Raw genomic sequence first — 19749 nt, 5'->3', positions numbered from 1 at the left:
GTGGGGTGCAGGTCGAAGAACGACGTGGGATCGTTATAATCCCCGCATGCCATTCGAGCAGGTCACGGTTGTCGGGGTCGGGTTGATCGGCGGGTCGGTCGGGCTCGCGTCGCGCGCCCGCGGAGTTGCGTCACGGGTCGTCGGTGTCGGCCGCGACCCGAAGACCCTCGCACGGGCCGTCGAACTCGGGGCGATCGACGCCTTCTCGACCGACCTCGCCGCGGGCGTGCGGGACGCGGACCTCGTCGTCGTTTGCACCCCGGTGGACCGCATCGCCGGCATGATCCTCGCCGCGGCCCCGCACGTCCGCCCGGGGACGATCTTCACCGACGCCGGGAGCACCAAGCAAAACATCCTCTGCGGGCTCGCGGGGAAGTTGCCGGACCGGTACCCCTACGTCCCGGCGCACCCGATCGCGGGGGCCGAAAAGGCCGGCGTCGAGCACGCCCGTGCCGACCTGTTCCAGCACCGCGTGACGATCATTACACCGACGACACTCGGCACGGACTCCGAGGCCCTGGTCCGCGTCGAAGCGTTCTGGAAAGCACTCGGGGCGCGGGTGGTGCGCATGTCGCCCGAGGAGCACGACAGCGTGCTCGCCTCAACGAGTCACCTGCCCCACGCCGTCGCGTCAGGCGTCGCCGCGTCCACGCCCGTCGATTACCTGCCGCTGTCGGCCGGCGGGTTCCGCGACGTGACCCGGATCGCCGGCGGCGACCCCGCCCTGTGGGCCGCGATCTTCCAGGCGAACCGCGACCCGGTGCTGTCCGCCCTCCGCGTCTTCACTCAACACATGCTCGAGTTCCAGCGACTCCTCGAGGCCGGCGACGGGGCCGGTCTCGTGCGGTGGCTGGCCGAGGCAAAGCAGGTGCGCGATGCTCTTTGAAGTCGAGATCCGGCCGCTCGGGCGCGACGCGGAACGCGAGCGGGTGTGCGACGAGTTCGACCTGCTCACCCACGCCCAGCGCGGCGGCGACCTCGTCGCGGCGGCGGCCCGCGGGTTCCTGCTCGAGGGCGACCTGACCACCGAGCAGGTCGAGCAGTTCACCCGCGACGTGCTCATCGACCCGCTCGTCGAGACCGGCACCGCGGCCCCCGCCGGCACCCGCGGCGAGCAGTCGTACACCGTGCTCCTCAAGCCCGGGGTGATGGACCCGGTCGCGCAGACCGTCCTCGATTCGGCGACCATGCTCGGCCTGCCGGTCACCGCGGTCCGCACGTTCCGCCGGTACTTCGGCCAGCACGACATCCCGTCGCAGGACCGCGACACGTTGTTCCGCCGCGTGCTCGCCAACGACGCCATCGAGCGGGTCGTCGCCGGCCCCGTGAGGGCCGACCACCTCGGCTTCGGCACCGCGTACCAGTTCAAGCTCGCCACCGTGCCGATCTCGACGCTCGACGACGCTTCGCTGGTGAAGCTGAGCAAGGACGGGATGCTCGCGCTCACGCTCGACGAGATGAGGGCGGTCCAGGCCCACTTCCGCGACCTCGGCCGCGAGCCGACCGACTGCGAGCTCGAGTCGGTCGCGCAGACGTGGTCCGAGCACTGCTCGCACAAGACGCTCAAGGGCACCATCACCCTGCACGACAAATCGACGGGCGAGACGCGGACGTACAAGAACCTGCTCAAGGAGACGGTGTTCGCGGCGACGCAGGAGATCCGGCAGCGGCTCGGGGCCGACGACTGGTGCGTCAGCGTGTTCGCCGACAACGCCGGCATCGTGAAGTTCGACGACCAGAACCACCTGTGCTTCAAGGTCGAGACGCACAACCACCCTTCGGCGATCGAGCCCTACGGCGGCGCGAACACCGGCCTCGGCGGGGTCGTTCGCGACCTGCTCGGCACCGGGCTCGCCGCGAAGCCGGTGTGCAACACCGACGTGTTCTGCTTCGCCCCGCCGGACTTCCCGCCCGAGCAACTCCCGCAGGGCGTGCTGCACCCGCGGCGCGTGATGCACGGCGTCGTCGCCGGGGTCCGCGACTACGGCAACCGCATGGGCATCCCCACGGTGAACGGCGCGATCCTGTTCGACGAGCGCTACCTCGCCAACCCGCTCGTGTTCTGCGGCACCGTCGGCATCATCCCGGCCGATAAGGCGTTCAAGCAGGTGATGCCGGGCGACCTGATCGTCGCGGTCGGCGGCCGCACGGGCCGCGACGGCATCCACGGCGCGACGTTCTCCAGCCTCGAACTCACGCACGAGTCGGAGACGGTGAGCGGCGGGGCCGTGCAGATCGGCAACGCGATCACCGAGAAGAAGGTGCAGGACGTGATCCTGCAGGCCCGCGACCGCGGCCTGTTCACCGCGATCACCGACTGCGGGGCCGGCGGGTTCAGCTCGGCCGTCGGCGAGATGGGGGCCGACCTCGGCGCGACCCTCGACCTCGCCACCGCCCCGCTCAAGTACGAGGGGCTCAGCTACACCGAGATCTGGATCAGCGAGTCGCAGGAGCGGATGGTGCTGTCGGTGCCGACCGACAAGTGGCCCGAGTTGCAGGCGCTGTGCGAGTCCGAAGACGTGGAAGCCGTCGCGCTCGGCACGTTCGACCCGACGGGCCGCCTGAAGCTGACCTACGGCGAGCACGTCGTCGCCGACCTCGACATGCACTTCCTCCACGACGGCCGCCCGAACCAGGTGCGGAGCGCGGAGTGGGCACCGCACGCCCACGGACCGGGGTCCGTGGGCGGGGGCGACACCGCTCCCCTGGACGTGTTGCTGAAAATCCTCGGCACGCCGAGCGTGGCCTCCAAGGAGTGGGTGATCCGGCAGTACGACCACGAGGTCCAGGGCGGGAGCGTCGTGAAGCCGCTCGTGGGCGTAAAGAACGACGGCCCGTCGGACGCTGCGGTCATCATGCCCGTTCTCGGCTCGTGGACCGGCGCCGCGGTGGGGTGCGGCATCAACCCGCTGTACGACGACCCGTACTGGATGGGTGCGGCCGCGATCGACGAGGCGGTGCGGAACGTCGTCGCGGTCGGGGCGGACCCGAAGCGCACCGCGATCCTCGACAACTTCTGTTGGGGGAACGTCAACGACCCGGCCGTACTCGGGGCGCTCGTGCGAACCGCCGAGGCGTGCCGCGACGTGGCGCTCGCGTTCGGCACCCCGTTCATCAGCGGCAAGGACAGCCTGAACAACACCTACGCCGGGAAGACCGGCGAGCGCATCAACATTCCCGACACGCTCCTCGTCTCGGCGCTCGGCCGCGTCCCCGACGTCCGCAAGTGCGTGACGATGGACCTGAAGGAGCCCGGCAACGCACTGTACCTCGTCGGCGCGACGAAGGACGAGATGTCCGGCTCGCACCTGCACCGCGTCACCGGCCGGGCGGGCGGTGAGGTGCCGAAGGTCGATCTCGCGGTCGCCCCGAAGGTGTTCGCCGCGGTCCACGCAGCGATCACCGGCGGCTTCGTGCGGGCGTGCCACGACCTGAGCGAGGGGGGCCTCGCCGTCGCGGTCGCCGAGATGGCCTTCGCCGGCAACATCGGTGCGGACGTCACCAACCTCCCCGGCTCGCTCCCCGACGAGGTGAAGCTGTTCAGCGAGTCCTGCACCCGCTTCCTCGTCGAAGTGAAGCCCGAACGCGCCGCTGAGTTCGAGGCGTGCTTCGCCGGCCTCCCGCTCGCCAAGATCGGTACGACCGTCGTGGAGCCGCGGCTGCGGATCGCCGGGGCCGGCGGCGAGTGGCTCGTGTGGACGAAGCTCGCCGACCTGAAGGAGGCGTGGCAGAAGCCGCTGCGGTGGTGATTCGGCCACGGGCTATATTTTCGCGCGCGGCGAGCGAATAATGGAGCTGGCGGGGGCTCGCCCCGCCGGTCACCGGAGTTCCCGATATGTCCCGCTTGCTGCTCCCCGTCGGGTTCGCCGCGTGCCTCGGTCTCGTCGCCGGGCTCCCGGCGACCGCCGCGGCCGCCGCCCCACCGAAGGCCGAAGAGGAACTGGTCGACAAGGTCCGCAAGTCGATCGACTCGGGCGTCCGCTACCTCAAGAGCCAGCAGAACCCCCAGGGGAACTGGGAGGGGCTCGTCATCGGCTTCCTGGCCGACATGGAGGGCGGCAGCACGGCCCTCGTCACGCTGGCGCTGCTGAACTGCGGCGTGCCGCCGGACGACCCTGCGGTGAAGCGGGCCATCGACTACCTCCGGAAGCTCACCGAGACCCCGAAGAAGACCTACGTGGTCGCCCTGTGCAACCTCGTGTTCGCCGAGGTCCGCGACCCGAAGGACCGCCCGCTCGTCCAGAAGAACGCCGACTGGCTGGTGCGGAGCGGGCTGGGCTGGAAGCCGGACGCCGACGGCCGCGTCGCGGGTGAACTGAACGGGTGGAGCTACCCCCAGAACCAGATCGCCGACAACTCGAACACGCAGTACGCGCTCCTCGGGCTGTACGCCGCGAAGCAGGCCGGGGCGAAGTTGCACGAGAGCGTGTGGGCCGGGGTCCAGAAGTATTACAGCAGCAGCCAGATCCCCGTGACGCCGACGACCGGCGCGTGGCCGTACTACAACGCCCGCGACGCCGGCGGCCGGGCCGCCGACACGCCGAGCATCAGCATGACCGTCGCCGGCGTGTGCGGGCTGCTCATCGCCCGCATGGGCCTCGACTCCAACGAGCACGGCCTCGACCCGCGGACCGGGGTCGCCCAGAACTGCGGGGCGTACAGCGAGAACCCGGCGCTCGTGAAGGGGATGAACTGGGTCGCCGCGAACTTCACGTTCGATTCGCCGAAATCGATGTACTACAACGTGTACGGGATCGAGCGGCTCGGGCGGCTCTCGGGCCAGCGGTTCATCGGCTCGCACGACTGGTACCGGGAGGGGTGCGAGAAGCTCATCGCGATCCAGCAGCGGGCCGGCGACGGCTCGTTCGCCGGCGGCAAGCAGGTCGACGCCACGGCCCACCTGTCCACGGCGTTCTCGCTCCTGTTCCTGTCGAAGGGCCGCACCCCGGTCCTCGTCAGCAAGTTCGCCTGGGGGACGCTCCAGACCGGCGGCACCGCGGAGCAATCGGAGCCCGGGTTTCCGGCCCCGCCCGGCGGTGCGAACTGGAACCGCAAGCACAACGACACCCGCCACGTCGTCGAGTTCTGTAGCCGCGAGTTGTTCAACGGCACCCCGCTGTCGTGGCAGGTGTACGACGCGCGGCGCCGGGCGTTCGACAACGAGGGCGCGGCCGGCAAAACGAACGACGAGAAGATCCTCGAAGAGGTCGGGCTGCTGCTCCAGTCCCCGGTGCTGTACCTGAACGGGCACGGGCCTCTCATCCTGACCCCGGCCCAGGAGAAGATCCTCAAGACGTACATCGAGGAGGGCGGGTTCATCGTCGCCGAGGCGTGCTGCGGGGACGAGGCGTTCGCGGCCTCGTTCCGAAAGCTCGTGAAGAAGCTGTTCGAGACCAACCTCCAGAAGATGTCGCCGGACCACGCGATCCTCAAGATGTTCCCCGGCGTGCTCCCGACCGACTTCCCGGAGCTCGAGGTGCTCAACCGCGGGTGCCGCACGGTCGCGGTGTTCAGCCCGGTCCCGCTCGCGGGGTACTGGGAGGAATCGAAGTACATGCCGAAGGACTCGAAGAACCCGGCGAACCGCGGCGAGAAGGCGTTCTGCCTGATCCGCAATATCGTCGCCTACGCGACCGGCATGGAACTGCCCAAGCCGAAGCTGTCGAAGCAGGTGATCGTCCGCGGCGTCGAGACCGGCGTGACCCGCAGCCACTTCAAGGCCGTGCAACTCAAGATCGAGGGCGACCCCGAGCCGGCCCCGGACGCGCTGAAGAACCTGATGGGCTACCTCCGCGACAACGCCCGGCTCGAAGTGGCGCTCAACAGCGTCGTCCTCCCGGCCCACGACGACCAGTTGTTCAACTTCAAGTTCATGTACCTGCACGGCCGGAAACTCAAGACCGAGCAGGGCGGGCTCGTGTTCCAGCCGGACGCCATCGAGGCGATCCAATCGAACCTCAACTCCGGCGGGCTCCTGTTCGCGGACGCGGCGTGCGGCGGGTTCGAGCAGTGGAAGGCGTTCGACAAGTCGTTCCGCGAGTTGTGCGCGAAGCTGTACCCCGATCGGAAGCTGGAGCTGATCCCCGAGAAGGGGTCCGACGGCAAGGAGGACCCGCTGTACCGCGTCGCCCGCGAGGCCGGGCTCGACCTGAAGCACCTCCGCTGCCGCCGCGAACTGCCCGACGGCAAGGGCGGCGAGGCGGAGCTCCGGGCGTACCCGGCGCACCTGGAGGGGATCAAGATCGACGGCCGCTGGGTGGTGGTCTACAGCAAGTACGACGTGGGGTGTGCGATCGAGGGCCATAAGTCGGCCGACTGCCTGGGGTACGACAAGGAGAGCGCCCTGCGGATCGCCGGGGCGGTCGTGCTGTACTCGCTGAAGCGGTAGTGTATCGAGCCGCGGGGTTCATCCCCGTGGTCTTCTGCGGTTTGCCCCCCACGGGGGCAAGCCCGGTGGCTCAACCGCGTCACCGCCCGATGGGGCTGGGGCGGTCGATGTAGGCGTTCGGGCCGACGGCCCAATCGTCCTCGGTGATCGCGAGCCGCGCGCGGCCGCGCTTCTGCTGCTCCTCGATCGTGTACCCGGGGGCGTCGGCCCGGTCCATCTGCCGCACCGCGAGCGGGCCGGCGAACCGCGTACACGCGGCGCACGACATCAGCAGCAGTCCGACGATCAGCACCCGGCGCATGGGAGACTCCTTCGCATCGGCCGGAACCCGTCCGGGGTCATTATTCGCTGCTCTCGCCGCGCGTTGCGGGGAATCCGCACGCGGCGGGCCGGCCGCGGGTGCGGCCCGGCGGCGTATCCGGCACAATTCGCCCCCGCAACCCCGCCTTGAGCGGGGGCGGCCGGTTCCCTAAGATGACACCGACCTTCCGCACCTACCTCGTACTTCGCCAACCGTTCGGGCACCTCCGCTCCGGGGTTGGGTAACACCCTACCGCGGGGTCCGTCCACATGGCCGCGACCAGTCGACCCACGAAAAACAAGTACGGCGAGTATCCGGACGACATCTTCAAAGACACGAGGATGTCGTTCGGCGAGCACATCGAAGAACTCCGCGTGCGGATGTTCAACGCGATCAAGTGGCTGTGCTTCTTCCTGGTCATCGGGTTCGTCCTCGACGGCGTCGGCGACGCGATGAAGAACCCGCGGATCGGCGTCGGAAAGCCGATGCTCAAGGTCATCACCGAGCCCGTCGAGTCGCAGGTCCGCGACTTCTACTACCGTCGAATCGAAAAAGTTGCGAGGGAGAAACTCGGGGCGGCCGCGACGGCCACGTCGGAGCAGAAGCGGGAGACCCTGCGCATACTGGAGAAGGTGGAGATGGCGGGGGGCAAGCCCGACGACCTGACCCCGGACGAGTTGGCGATCTACGTGAAAACGCCGCAGGCGATCCAGCGGAAGCTGGAAGCGAACAACAACAGCCTCACGGCCCTCTCCCCCGAGGAGATCACGATCCTCCGCCTGACGCCCGTGAAGATGCCCATCGTCCTCCCGACGGCCCCGCTCGCGGAGGCACTCGGGCTCCCGGCCGGGCAGGTCAAGGCGAAGGAGGTCGAGATCGAGGCCCTGGTCGTCCCGGCCCGGTTCACCCACCTGACGAACATGGGCGAGGGACTCCTGGAGAACCGGCAGTACCTCAGCACGCTGAGCGTGCAGGAGGGGTTCGTCGTGTACTTCAAGGTGTCGATCCTGTGCAGCATCGTGCTCGCGAGCCCGTTCCTGCTGTACCAGTTCTGGGCGTTCGTCGGGGCCGGGCTGTACCCGCACGAGCGGCAGCACATCTACAGCATGTTCGCGCCGAGCCTGGTGCTGTTCCTCGCGGGCGTGGTGCTGTGCCAGTTCATCGTCCTCCCTGGGGCCGTCAAGGCACTGCTCGGGTTCAACGAGTGGCTCGGGCTGGACCCGGAGATCCGCCTCCGCGAGTGGCTCGGGTTAGCCCTCGTCCTGCCCCTCGTGTTCGGCGTCTCGTTCCAGACGCCGCTGCTCATGGTGTTCCTCAACCGCATCGGCGTCTTCACCGCCGCGGACTACCTCTCGAAGTGGCGGCAGGCGTTCATGGTGATGGCCGTGTTCGCGGCGCTCATCACCCCGACCCCGGACGTCATCACGATGCTGTACATGTTCGTGCCGATGTTCGGCCTGTACCTGCTCGGGATCGCGGTGTGCCACTACTTCCCGGCGGCGCACGAGGCCCTCGAAGAGGCCGAGGCCGAGGAAGTCGCCGTCTGACGGCACCCCGAAGTGCGGAACGCTGAACGGGGAGCGCGGAACCGAGGACGAGTCGTCGAGGGCGGCGGTTGCCGCGGTCCCCATTCCGCAGGTACAGGGTTCCCGAGGTCAAATGACTGACCCGTCGCAACCGCTGGTGTTCTTGGTGGGCGCGGGGCCGGGGAGCCCCGGGCTGCTGACGCTCCGCGCCGCCGAGGTGCTGGCCCGCGCCGACCTGGTGCTCTACGACCAACTGGTCCCCGAGCGGCTGCTGGAGTTCGCGGCGCCGACCGCCCACAAGATGTGCGTCCGCGAGCTGCCGGGCCAGCACCCGGACAAGTACCCGCACATCCACTCGCTCCTGATCGAGACGGCCCGCGCCGGGAAAACCGTGGTGCGGCTCAAGGGCGGCGACCCGCTCATCTTCGGCCGCGGGGGCGAGGAGGCCGAGGCGCTGCGGACCGCCGGGATCGCCTACGAGATCGTGCCCGGGGTCACGGCCGCGGTCGCCGCCGGCGCGTACCTGGAGATCCCGCTGACGCACCGCGACCACGCCAGCGCCATCGCGTTCGTCACCGGGCACGAGCTGCCGAACAAGCCCGGCAGCCGCATCGACTGGAAGGCCCTCTCCGCGTTCCCCGGCACGCTCGCGATCTACATGGGGATCGCCCGGCTGCCGATCATCGTCTCGGAGCTGCTGAAGCACGGGAAGGACCCGAAGACCCCGGCCGCGGTCGTCGAACGGGTGTCGTCGGGCGAGCAGCGGTCGGTGTACGCGGCCCTCGACAAGATCGAGGACGCCCGCCGTCACGGCGGCCTGGAGGCCCCCGGGCTCATCCTCATCGGCGACGCAATCGCCCGCCGCTCCGCGACCCCGTGGTACGAGTCGCGGCCGCTGTTCGGCCGCCGCGTCCTCGTCACCCGGCCGCGGCACCAGGCGCTCGGGATGGTGCGGAAGCTCGAGCACCTCGGGGCGGTCGTGTCGCGGCTCAGCGCCGTGGACATCTGCGAGCCGGCCGACCTCGGCGGGACCGACGCCGCGGTCGCGCAGCTCCAGCGGGGCGAGTGGGACTGGCTCGTGTTCACGAGCGCCAACGGGGTCCACGCCCTGCTCCGCCGCGTCGACGCGCTCGGGCTCGACCTGCGGGTGCTCGGCCGGGTGAGGATCGCGACCATCGGCCCGAAGACCGCGGCCGCGCTGCGGGAGTACCGGGTGCGGGCCGACGTGGTCCCCGAAGCCACGTTCTCGTCCGAGGGGCTCGCGGTCGCGCTCGGGCCGCACGTCACCGGGCAGCGGGTGCTGCTGGCGCGGGCGAACCGCGGCCGCGACCTGCTCCGGCAGGAACTGGCGCGGGTCGCGGCCGCGGTGGAACAGGTCACCGTGTACGACCAGGTGGACGCGGTCGCGCCCGAGGGCGCGGTCCTCGACGCGCTGCGGCGCGGCGAGATCCGGTACGTCACGCTGCCGAGTTCCAACATCGCCCGCGGGGTGCTGGGCGCGTTCGACGAGACGATCCGCGGGCGGGTCGCCCGCGGAGAGGTCCACCTGGTCGCGATCAGCCCGGAAACGGGTAAGGCAATCCGCGACTTGGGGTATCCCGTTGCAGCCGAAGCAGACGTGTTCACGGAAGACGGGCTGATCGACGCGGTCGTGCGGCTGGCGCGGGCCGAGCCGGCCCACTGAGCGGCCGGGTCACTTCAGGTCCTTCGAGGCGTTGAACGCGAGGTACGCGACGATCGCCGACGCCAGGAACCCGAGTACGTCCACGAACGCGAACGGGTTCCCGTCCTTCGCGTCGACGACCTTGGGCGCGAACGGCACCCCGATGATGAGGTCGAGGAGGAACAGGATCATCATCAGGATCGCGACGGCGAGCGACCCGTAACAGAGAGCTTTGTCCATCGCCCGACCTTTCACAGCCTCGCGGCACAAGCGGACATGCACCGGCCCCCTGGCCCGTAACGTGTTGGCCGTCAGGATAGGGTGAGCCGCCGGTTACGGACACGGGCAGGCGTCAAGTGTTGGGCAATTCTACAACGCCGTATCACCCACGCAACAGCGGACTTTAGCCGCCCGCCCGGAACACCCCCGCCCCGCACCCGAGCGAACCCTACAACCCGTGCCGCCCGTCCCCCGGCGGGGCTGCCCCGTCTGGGTTTCCGCACCGTTCCCGCGGTCCCGCCGTTTACAACGCCCCCCGCCGTTCACTACCCTGACTGGATACCCGCCGTCACCGAGGAATCGCACGTGGCTACCCCACTCTCCGAGTACGCCGTTCACCTCCGCCCGCAGGACAACATCGCCGTCTGCCGCAAGCCCATCCCGACTGGGGCCGACATCTCCTTCGACGGCGGCACCCTCCACGTCCCGGCCGCGATCCGCATGGGCCACAAGGTCGCGGTGCGGTCGATCGCGGCCGGCGAGCCGATTTTGAAGTACGGGCAGGTGATCGGGTTCGCGGCCCGCGACGTGAACCCGGGCGAGCACATCCACGTCCACAACGTGAAGCTCGGCGCGTTCGAGCGGGACTACGCCTACGCGAGCCAGGTGCCCGCCCCGATGCCGCCGCCGGCCGAGCACCGCTCGTTCATGGGCTACGACCGCGGGGCCGGCAAGCCGGACCACCTCCGCTACGGCACCCGCAACTACCTCGCCATCATCAGCACGGTGAACTGCTCCGCGAGCACCAGCAAGTACATCGCCGAGCGGGTGCGGGCGGCCGGCATCCTCGACAAGTTCCCGAACGTGGACGGGATCGTCGCCATCGTCCACCGCCAGGGCTGCGGGATGCAGTACGACGGCCCGGACCACCAGCAACTCGACCGCACCCTCGCCGGGTTTGCCCGACACCCCAACGTCGGGGCGTACCTGCTCGTTGGCCTCGGCTGCGAAATCGTGCAGGCCTCGCACCTCATCGACAACGAGCACCTGGACCTCGTGCAACTGAGCGGCGCGAAGTCGGCCCCGGTGTCGCTCTCGATCCAGGAGTGCGGCGGGATCGGCAAGACCGTCGAGGCCGGCGTCAAGGCCGTCGCCGAGATGCTGCCGCGGGTGAACGACGTGAAGCGCACGTCGATCTCGGCGAAGCACATCATCCTCGGCACGAACTGCGGCGGGTCGGACGGGAACAGCGGCGTGACCGCGAACCCGGCGCTCGGCGTGGCGAGCGACCTCATCGTCCAGCAGGGCGGGACGAGCATCCTCGGCGAGACGCCGGAGATTTACGGGGCCGAGCACATCCTGACCCGCCGGGCCGTGTCGCAGGAGGTCGGCGAGAAGCTCGTGGCCCGCATCAAGTGGTGGGAGAAGTACACGAGCATGTTCGGGGCGGAGATCAATAACAACCCGTCACCCGGGAACAAGGAGGGCGGGCTGACGACGATCTACGAGAAGTCGCTGGGCGCGATCGCGAAGGCCGGCAGCACGGCGATGGTGGACGTGTACCAGTACGCCGAGCCGGTGACCGCGAAGGGGTTCGTCGTCATGGACACGCCGGGGTACGACCCGGTGAGCATGACCGGCATCGTGGCCGGCGGCGCGAACGTGTGCGTGTTCACCACCGGCCGCGGGAGCGTGTTCGGGTGCAAGCCGGCCCCGAGCATCAAGGTGGCGACGAACTCGCCGCTGTACAACCACATGATCGGCGACATGGACATCAACGCCGGCCGAGTGCTGGAGGGCGCGACGGTGGCCGAGGTGGGCAAGGAGATCTTCGAGAAGATCCTGGCGACCGCGAGCGGCGAGCGGACCAAGAGCGAGATCAACGGCGTGGGCGAGGAGGAGTTCGCCCCGTGGTCGATCGGCCCGACCCTGTAATCGCGGAACTCGACGAGAGATCTCAACGGTCGAGGCCCGGGGTGGCACCCCCGGGCCTCACGCTTCAGGACAATTCCGCGGTCAGTCGATGTTCACCTGGCCGTCGTGCGACCCCTGGATGATCCACCACGCCTGTCGAGTGATGTCGTTGCGGACGAACCGGACGCTGCCGTCGGCCATCGCCGCGTTCACGCCGCCGGTGTGCAGGCTGCGGGCCTGTCCCTGATTGTTACTGCAGTCGCTGCAAGACCCAAGGCTGTTGGCCCCGTCCTCGACCGCGTCCTTCATGTCGTCCGAACGCGGGTTCTTGTCGTTGGGAGTGGTGCAGTCGCCCATCGCGTTGCCCACCGTCAGGCTCGACGCGGCGAGGCCGAACGCCCACACCCCGCGAGCGTCGGTCGGGACCATCGCCGCGCGGAGTTCGTTAATGAGGATTGTGTTCGAGCTACCGTCAGGGATGCCCTGAATGCCGAGCCCGATGCGGCGGTAGTTCCCGACGACCATCGTGAACGGCCCGCGGCCCACGAAGCCCCAGTCCCCGACAGGTGCGGCCTGATTTTGGTGGCCGCTGAGCGTATGGAAAGGCCCGACGTTCGCGCCGTAGTTGCCGCGCTTCCAGTTGCTCACATTCGCGAGGCTCCCGTTCGCACCCGCGGTGTAATCCGACTGGTTGTACGGGTCGGTCGGGCACAGGTAGGTCGAGACCGATGTGCCGCGGATCGTCTTCCAGCCGGCGTCGGTGGTCACCCCCGCCATGTGCAAGTTGATACTCGTCGCGTACTGGTTGAACAGGTTCCCCTGCTCGATGTACGGGAGGATCAGGATCGCCCAGTTCGGCCCGATCTCGTTGGTGTACGGGTACTCCGTGTAGCTGTTCATGATGCACGCCGCCGGGATGCCGCCGGTCGCGTCGGCGTAGGCGTGGCACGCGAGTGCGATCTGCTTGATGTTGTTGGTACACTTGGTCCGGGCGGCGGCCTCGCGGACCTTCTGCACGGCCGGCAGAAGGAGGCCAATCAGAATCGCGATGATGGCGATGACGACCAGCAATTCGATCAGTGTGAAGCCGCGCTGTCGGGAAGCGAGGGGCCGCATGGGTGAGCCTTCCGGACCTGGAGGAATGAATCAGCGGACACGCGGAGTGGCGGTTATGAGACCTGATTGGGGAGAACGACACCGCGCGCTCGTTCACAGCATAACTTACTCGACGGATTTCGCCACCCGGAATTATCGCCGGTTCTGAACGCATTCGACACACTCGACCAGCGAATTTATGGTATCCGCACGAGTTCCGGTTCGGGGCACGCGTCGAGGTGCGTGTCGGCGATGAACAGGCAACCGGCGTTCGGGCACCGCGCCCGCACCTCGGCCGGCATCCCCTCGGTCGCGGTGGTCAGAATCAGCTTTACGCCGTCCGGCCGCTGAACGAGTAGCGGGCACGTCACCCGCGGCGAGCCGGGTGTCGTCCACTCTTCAACGGCCTTGCCTGTCGCGAGATCGAACCTGATCGCCTTCCCGGCGTCGGCGTAGTCCGGGTTGTAGAACGCGATGATGACGGTGCCGTCGCCGCAGTCGCACATACCGTCCGGGAAGCCGACCTGTTCGGCGAGGTCGATGGCGACACCGTCGGGCGTGGCGGTGCGGGAAGCGACGTCGAGCCGGTACCGCACGACCTTCTTGGTTGGCGTGTCGATGTCGTAGAGGATCAGCCCGCGGTCGTCGGTGCGGAACACCTTCCCGTTCGAGCAGAGCTGCTTGTCGGCGAGGACCGACACCCGGTTGTCGTCGGCCGTCCACAGGTACAGGTGCGCGATCGGCTCCTTGAAGTGCGTGTCCTTGGTGCCGAACACGACCGCCCTCCCGCCGGGCACGACCTCGCCGTCGTTGATAATGGTCCGCGGGTTGTTGTCGGGGATCGTGGCGAGCGAATCGGACCACTCGGCCGTGGCAAGATCGCAGACGCGGAGTTGCTTCTCGACCCCCACAAGCGCCTTATCACCGTTGAGAACTGGAAGGCTAAACCCCGGCCGCCCTGGGCACGGCATCGAAAAGTCGTCCAGCAGCTCTTCAGTATGGTGTGCGTGGAGATTGCCTGTGGTCGCGAGGGCCGCGGTCTGGATGTTGACCCATACGAGTACCGAGTGCCCCGAAACCGACATCATCCGCGGGCCTTCCGGCAGGAACTTCGGTTCTTCCGTCCCGGGCGTGATGTACTTCTGGGCTTCGGTGGATCGCATCGTGGTCCCTCGCGGTGGTGTCCGTAACGTATCCCGAATACGGAGCGTTCACCAGTCGGGGAATCGGTCATGCTGCCGGGGAAGTCGGCGCTCGTGACGGGGAGCAGCCAGGGGATCGGCCTCGGCGTCGCGCAGGCGTTCGCGGCCAGCGGCGCGAAGGTCGTCGTCACCAGCGAGAAGCCGCTCGCGAAGTGCCCGGACGTTCAACGGCTCCTCAGCGACTACCAGCACACCCGGTATGTGCAGGCCGACCTGCTCAAGGACGGCGAGCCCGAGCGGCTCGTCGCCGAGGCGTGGGCCGCGTTCGGCGGCATCGACGTGCTCGTGAACAACCTCGGCACCTACAAGGAGCCGCCGCTCGACCAGATCACCCGCGACCACTTCGATTTCGTGTTCCGGCTCAACGTGTGGGTGCCGGTCGCGGTCGCGCGGGAGGTGGTGCGGCGGGCCGCGGCCGCGAAGCGCGGCGGCCGCATCCTGTTCAGCACGTCGCTCAACGGGACCCGGTCCGAGCCGCTGCACACCCTCTACGACGCGAGCAAGGGGGCGGTGAACGCGCTCACGCGGCAACTCGCGGTCGAACTCGCCCCGCACGGCTTCACCACGGCCGCGGTCGCGCCGGGGCTGGTCGAGACGCCGCTCACCGACTTCGGCCTGAAGTCCAGCCCGGCCGAGCGCGAAGCGGTGATCGCGCAGATCCCGGTCCGCCGCATCGCCACCGTCGAGGACGTCGCGTGGTGGTACGTCTTCCTGGCGTCGGACCGGGCGTCGTACTCGACCGGGAGCGTGTTCACCGTGGACGGCGGCCTCGACGCCCAGCAAATGGCCGTGCGCCCCGTCACCGACGCCGAGCGGCACTGAGCGCCGTCAGATCTTTCCGTCCAGGCCGAGTTGGTGGAAGTAGTGGGTCACGGTGTCCTGGTTCTCCAGGAGCCAGTCGATCGTCGGCTCGTTCCGCATCGCCTTCTTGATCACCTTGAGCGTGGCCTCGCGGTTCACCCGGAACAGGCCGGCGTGGTCGACCTCCCCCTCGGGCACGCTGAGGATGCTCGGGTCGAGCCACACCGAGTAGATGATGCCCAGGTCGTTGGCCTTCTCCTTCGGGATGTCGCCGGCCCGCACCGCGTCGAGCACACCGTGCGCGATGCCGGCCTGGACCGTTCCCATCAGGATCGACGTGTAGCGGGCGTCCTTGACGGTCACCTTCGAGACCATCAGCGTCGCCGGCTTCACCTGTACGTCGCTGTTGAGGATCGCGAACACTCGGGTGTGGCCCTTCACCTGATCGCCGACGAGCGTGGCGAGGGCCGTCCCGACCGGCCCGTCGAGTTCGCCGATCACCACTTCGGGCTCGGCGCACAGGTAGTCCTTGTCGCCCTCGACGAGCGCCTCGCCCGTCCGCATCACGATCCGCTCGGCCATTGCGCTGCTCCTTGTGGGGTGGGTCCAGGAGACTGGGATACGAAGTCAGCGGCGCGTTTCCGCCCGGAAGGGTGCCGAACCGGGCCGGGCACCCATAGCTTGACTCGGCGGGTCGTTCGCACCACCACTCCGAGGAGACTCCCAATGTCGGACAAGCCACTGGCCGGAAAGGTCGCCCTCATCACCGGGGCGTCGCGCGGGATCGGGGCGGCCATCGCCGCCCGGTTCGCCCGCGACGGGGCCAAGGTCGCCGTCAACTACGCGCGCAGTGAGAAGGAGGCCAACGAGGTCGTCGCCGCGATCACCGCGGCCGGCGGCAGCGCCATCGCGATCAAGGCCGACGTCGGCGACCCGGCCACCATCCCCCCGATGTTCGCCGCCGTCACGAAGGCGTTCGGCCGGCTCGACGTCCTCGTCAACAACGCCGCCGTCATGCAGCGCACGCTCCTGCCCGACGTGACCGCCGATTCGATCGACGCGCACTTCAACGTGAACGTCCGCGGCTACCTGCTGTGCGTGAAGCACGCGGCCGAACTGATGACGGGTGGCGGGAGCATCATCAACGTCGGCAGCGCGATCAGCCGCATGGCGTACCCCGGGGCGGTGGTGTACACGGCGACCAAGGGCGCGATCGACGTCATGACGCGGGTGCTGGCCACGGAGCTGGGACCGAAGGGGATCCGCGTGAACGTCCTCGCGCCGGGCTCGACGCGGACCGACATGAACAGCGAGAAGAGCGGGAAGACCAAGGAAGAGGAGCAGCAGGAGATCGCGGCGACGGCGCTGCGGCGGATCGGCGAGGTCGACGACATTGCCGACGCCGCGGCGCTCCTCGCGTCGAACGACGCCCGGTGGATCACCGGGGCGTGGCTCGACGCCTCCGGCGGCATCCGGTTGTGAACCCGACTCGATACGCGACGGGTGCGCTGTGGGGCACCCGTCGGCAACCGGGTCAGTCGCTGAGTTCGACGAGCGCTTCGAGGCACGCGGTCAAGGTTTCAACGTCGCCGAAGTTGGTCAGCGTGTGAACCAGCTCCAGGAGCTTCTCGGGCGACATCCCCACGTCTTCGGCCAGCTTGCGGGCGTTCATGAGGTCGGCCAGCGTCGGCACGTCCCCGTTCCGCGAGGCGACCGCCGCACCGCCGCGGGCCTTCACCCAGCCGAGCTTCTTGCGCGCGGCGTAGACGTATTGTTTGAGCGTCGACGGGGAGAGTTCGATCCCCTTGTAATCCCGCTTCAGCGCGTCGCGGACGGCGTCGTCACTGACCGTGTCGCGGCCGATCTTTTCCACGATATCCAGGATGATCGCCGGGTTACTCTTCCCGTCGTGGTTCGCGTCCGCCTTCGTATCCGCCTTGGCCTTTGCCATGTGCCCCTCGATGTGTTGAATACAACGTCGCTTCTACATTACATCGTGCTGTAGTTGTGGCCAGTAAAGAATCGTCCGAATTATGCACCGGGGGCGGTATAGTTGGCCGTGTTGTTCGGGCACCGCGGGCGGTGCGCCGGACTCGCCTTGTGGGGACCGGGGGCGGTTCGTATACCCCGCTCAAGGCGGTTCCGCGAGGCGCGCCGCGAGCGGTTCCAAACGATTCCCCGGGGCTTCCCGTGGCCTCCGACGTTCCCTTCCGGTTCAGCGAGCGGGCGGCGGTGATCCGCGCCCTCGCCCGCACCACCCTCGACTCGTACGGCCTGCCCGCCTGGGACTTCGGCTTCAACTCCAATCTCCGCCGGGCCGGGGTGTGCTTCTACCCGCACCGCGGCGAACCCGGCCGCATCGAGCTCTCAGTCCACTTCGCCGAGCGGAACGGGGACGAGTTCGTCCGCGACACGATCCTGCACGAGGTGGCGCACGCCCTGGTCGGCCCCGGGCACGGGCACGACGCGGTGTGGCGGGCCAAGTGCCGCGAGATCGGCGCGCGGCCCGAGGCGTGCTGCGCCGAAGACGTGGAGGCGCCGAAGGGCCGGTGGCGGGCCGCGTGCCTCGGGTGCGTGGCCGAGTACAGCCGGCACCGCCGCCCGGCGCGGGTCGACGGGTGGTTCTGCCGGGCGTGCGGGCCGCAGCGGGGGAAGCTACAATGGCGGGACGTCGGCCCCCTCTGAGGCGGCGCGGCCCCCGTCGCAGGAACCCGGATGAGCCACGAGCCAACCCCGCACGTCGTCAGCATCGTCTACACGCCGCGGGGAACAACCCCGCGCCGCCCGCAGGGGAACTACACGCGCGTTCCCATCGAGCGGGTCGAACTCGCCGAGTTCAAGGGGATCGTCGGCGACCTGCGGGGCGGGACGGGGAAGCGCCAGCTCAACATCATGTCGGCCGAGACGCTCGCCGAGCTGCGCGCCGAGGGCTTCAGGACCGGCCCCGGCGAGTTGGGCGAGCAGATCGTCGTGTCGGGCGTCGACCTGATGGCACTCCCCGTGGGCGGCCGGTTCCGCCTCGGGGCGGCGGTCGTCGAGGTCACGCTGCCGCGGACCGGGTGCGACCGGTTCGCGATGATCCAGGGGAAACCGAAAGCGGCGGTCGCCGGCCGGCTGGGCGTCCTCGCCCGCGTGGTGACCGGCGGCGCGGTCGCGGTCGGGGACCGCGTCGAACTCCTCCCCTCACAGGGCTGAACCGGTCGCCCGTCCCTGGTCGCCTCCCGGCGGCCGCCGTACACCTTCCACGGACGCGCGAACCGCCGACCGGCCGCGAGCGTACCGGCGGGTATCGACCCGCTCGACCCGCACCCTACCGGGCCACACAGCATGTTCTCCTGGGTGTACGACCCGCCGATGCTCCTCGCCGGGCTGCTGCTCGCGATCGTCCAGTTCGTCGCCGCGCTCCCGTGGCTGTATGCCATCGACCCCAAGGGGTTCAAGCACACGGCCGCCAGCGGGCTGGGGATGGCCTACGTCGGGGCCGGGCTGCTCGCGGCTGGGGCCGGGATCGCCGCGTTCATGGGGTACAAGTCGGACCCGACGAACCTCGCGTGGTTCGGCCGGTACGTGTACGGCGCGGCCCTCCACCTCCAGCTCCTGGTGGACCTGTTCCTGCTGCTCCCGCACCTCGCCGTCATGCTGTTCCCCAAGGCCGGGGCCGTGGCGCAGGCCGCATACCGCGAGGCGTGCCGGCAGCCGATGTTCTGGCTCATCGTCGTCAGCGCCAAGGTGCTCATCTGGCTGTCGGTGTGCATCCCGTACTTCACGTTCGGCGACGACTACAAGATGATGAAGCAGATCGGGTTCGACGCGGTCATGCTCTCGGCCGTGCTGTTCGGGGTGCTGGCCGCGAGCATGTCGATCAGCGAGGAGATCGAGGGCCGCACCGCCGTCACCCTGATGAGCAAGCCGATCAACCGCCGGCAGTTCCTCCTCGGGAAGTACCTGGGCATCCTCCTCGCGTGCCTCGTGATGTCGCTGGTCCTCGGGTGGACCCTGAACTTCGCGCTCCGGGCGATGCGCGAGTTCGACCCGATCAACAACGCCCCGGACCCGGTGGACCCGACCGCCGGTCAGGTCGAAAAGGTCGTGGACCCGCTCACGTTCCAGGCCCAGAAGACCGTCGTGCCGGTGTTCGAGAGGCCCGTCCCGAGTGCCCCCGGCAAGGCGCTGGCCCGCGGGTGCGGCCTGTGGTTCTCCGACACGCTCGCGCACTCGTTCGGTATCCTCCTCGGGTTCGGGCAGGTCATGATCCTGGTGGCGATCGCCTCCGCCCTGGCGACCCGGATCTCGTTCGTGGTGAACATCGTCTTGTGCCTGCTCATCTACTTCCTGGGGCACCTCGCGCCCGTACTGGTGCGGGTGACCGAGTCGGCGGGCGCGGCCGGCGGCGTGGGGGTCGGGCTGGTCGGGTTCATCGGGAAGCTGTTCGACGTGCTCCTGCCGGCGCTGGAGTTCTTCAACATGGGGCCGGCGATCATCCGGGAGACCCCGCTCGACCTGTGGATGTTTGGAACGTACGTCGTGACGGTCCTCGGGTACTCACTCATCTACACGGCGATCGCGCTCCTCGTCGGCCTGCTCCTGTTTGAGGACCGCGACCTCGCGTGAGGCCGCTCGGGTCCGGCGGCACCTACCGA

General features: G+C 68.9%; 17 protein-coding genes. 11 read left to right on the top strand and 6 right to left on the bottom strand.

The window, feature by feature from the left end; genetic code table 11:
- The first annotated feature begins 46 nt into the window (after positions 1–46).
- The 3 genes from ACTIGN_RS02395 to ACTIGN_RS02385 all read left to right on the top strand — a co-directional run bounded on the left by ACTIGN_RS02395 (position 47) and on the right by ACTIGN_RS02385 (position 6388).
- A complete protein-coding gene (locus ACTIGN_RS02395) occupies positions 47–886 on the top strand; it encodes a prephenate dehydrogenase (RefSeq protein WP_439620963.1) in 840 nt (279 codons plus the stop codon).
- A complete protein-coding gene (gene purL / locus ACTIGN_RS02390; RefSeq protein ID WP_439620961.1) occupies positions 876–3749 on the top strand; it encodes a phosphoribosylformylglycinamidine synthase subunit PurL in 2874 nt (957 codons plus the stop codon). Before ACTIGN_RS02395 ends, purL begins: the two co-directional genes overlap by 11 nt.
- A gap of 86 nt (positions 3750–3835) precedes the next feature.
- The gene (locus tag ACTIGN_RS02385; RefSeq protein ID WP_439620960.1) at positions 3836–6388 is read left to right on the top strand and encodes a DUF4159 domain-containing protein; all 2553 of its coding nucleotides are present in this window, start codon (positions 3836–3838) and stop codon (positions 6386–6388) included.
- 79 nt (positions 6389–6467) lie between these two features.
- Here ACTIGN_RS02385 and ACTIGN_RS02380 read toward each other — a convergent pair whose 3' ends face one another.
- The gene (locus ACTIGN_RS02380; RefSeq protein ID WP_439620958.1) at positions 6468–6689 is read right to left on the bottom strand and encodes a hypothetical protein; all 222 of its coding nucleotides are present in this window, start codon (positions 6687–6689) and stop codon (positions 6468–6470) included.
- A gap of 269 nt (positions 6690–6958) precedes the next feature.
- Here ACTIGN_RS02380 and tatC point away from each other — a divergent pair, with 269 nt between their 5' ends.
- Together tatC and cobA are read left to right on the top strand one after the other, a co-directional pair.
- Entirely contained in the window at positions 6959–8236 is a 1278-nt protein-coding gene (gene tatC, locus ACTIGN_RS02375; protein WP_439620956.1) for a twin-arginine translocase subunit TatC, read from the top strand.
- A 112-nt stretch (positions 8237–8348) separates the two neighbouring features.
- On the top strand, positions 8349–9899 hold the full coding sequence (cobA, locus tag ACTIGN_RS02370) for a uroporphyrinogen-III C-methyltransferase (protein WP_439620954.1): 1551 nt from the start codon (positions 8349–8351) through the stop codon (positions 9897–9899).
- A gap of 9 nt (positions 9900–9908) precedes the next feature.
- On the opposite strand, the gene ACTIGN_RS02365 is transcribed toward cobA, so the two are convergent.
- Positions 9909–10118, bottom strand: coding sequence for a hypothetical protein (locus ACTIGN_RS02365; RefSeq protein WP_439620952.1), 210 nt, complete (start codon positions 10116–10118; stop codon positions 9909–9911).
- A gap of 345 nt (positions 10119–10463) precedes the next feature.
- On the opposite strand from ACTIGN_RS02365, the gene ACTIGN_RS02360 reads away from it, so the two are divergent.
- Positions 10464–12032 (top strand): UxaA family hydrolase, encoded by a 1569-nt coding sequence (locus ACTIGN_RS02360; RefSeq protein WP_439620950.1) that lies wholly within the window; start codon positions 10464–10466, stop codon positions 12030–12032.
- Between the two features lie 81 nt (positions 12033–12113).
- Here ACTIGN_RS02360 and ACTIGN_RS02355 read toward each other — a convergent pair whose 3' ends face one another.
- Both ACTIGN_RS02355 and ACTIGN_RS02350 read right to left on the bottom strand, forming a co-directional pair.
- Positions 12114–13127: a DUF1559 domain-containing protein gene (locus tag ACTIGN_RS02355; protein WP_439620948.1), complete on the bottom strand. Its 1014-nt coding sequence runs from the start codon at positions 13125–13127 to the stop codon at positions 12114–12116.
- A 176-nt stretch (positions 13128–13303) separates the two neighbouring features.
- On the bottom strand, positions 13304–14269 hold the full coding sequence (locus tag ACTIGN_RS02350; RefSeq protein WP_439620946.1) for an SMP-30/gluconolactonase/LRE family protein: 966 nt from the start codon (positions 14267–14269) through the stop codon (positions 13304–13306).
- 69 nt (positions 14270–14338) lie between these two features.
- On the opposite strand from ACTIGN_RS02350, the gene ACTIGN_RS02345 reads away from it, so the two are divergent.
- Positions 14339–15130, top strand: coding sequence for an SDR family NAD(P)-dependent oxidoreductase (locus ACTIGN_RS02345; protein ID WP_439620944.1), 792 nt, complete (start codon positions 14339–14341; stop codon positions 15128–15130).
- A gap of 6 nt (positions 15131–15136) precedes the next feature.
- On the opposite strand, the gene fae is transcribed toward ACTIGN_RS02345, so the two are convergent.
- On the bottom strand, positions 15137–15691 hold the full coding sequence (fae, locus tag ACTIGN_RS02340) for a formaldehyde-activating enzyme (RefSeq protein WP_439620942.1): 555 nt from the start codon (positions 15689–15691) through the stop codon (positions 15137–15139).
- A 144-nt stretch (positions 15692–15835) separates the two neighbouring features.
- On the opposite strand from fae, the gene ACTIGN_RS02335 reads away from it, so the two are divergent.
- The gene (locus ACTIGN_RS02335; RefSeq protein ID WP_439620940.1) at positions 15836–16591 is read left to right on the top strand and encodes a glucose 1-dehydrogenase; all 756 of its coding nucleotides are present in this window, start codon (positions 15836–15838) and stop codon (positions 16589–16591) included.
- Between the two features lie 52 nt (positions 16592–16643).
- Here ACTIGN_RS02335 and ACTIGN_RS02330 read toward each other — a convergent pair whose 3' ends face one another.
- Positions 16644–17060: a hypothetical protein gene (locus ACTIGN_RS02330; RefSeq protein WP_439620938.1), complete on the bottom strand. Its 417-nt coding sequence runs from the start codon at positions 17058–17060 to the stop codon at positions 16644–16646.
- A gap of 239 nt (positions 17061–17299) precedes the next feature.
- Here ACTIGN_RS02330 and ACTIGN_RS02325 point away from each other — a divergent pair, with 239 nt between their 5' ends.
- From ACTIGN_RS02325 to ACTIGN_RS02315, 3 genes are all read left to right on the top strand, one after another.
- Positions 17300–17794, top strand: coding sequence for a SprT family zinc-dependent metalloprotease (locus tag ACTIGN_RS02325; protein WP_439620936.1), 495 nt, complete (start codon positions 17300–17302; stop codon positions 17792–17794).
- Positions 17795–17824: 30 nt separating this feature from the next.
- The gene (locus tag ACTIGN_RS02320) at positions 17825–18304 is read left to right on the top strand and encodes an MOSC domain-containing protein (protein ID WP_439620934.1); all 480 of its coding nucleotides are present in this window, start codon (positions 17825–17827) and stop codon (positions 18302–18304) included.
- Positions 18305–18436: 132 nt separating this feature from the next.
- Complete coding sequence (locus tag ACTIGN_RS02315; RefSeq protein ID WP_439620932.1) at positions 18437–19720, top strand: ABC transporter permease; 1284 nt, start codon at positions 18437–18439, stop codon at positions 19718–19720.
- The last annotated feature ends 29 nt before the right edge of the window (positions 19721–19749 follow it).

Source organism: Gemmata sp. (assembly GCF_051859125.1).
Taxonomy (GTDB): domain Bacteria; phylum Planctomycetota; class Planctomycetia; order Gemmatales; family Gemmataceae; genus Gemmata.
Note: the sequence above shows the minus strand (reverse complement) of the source record. Positions and strands in the feature narration are given on the sequence as shown.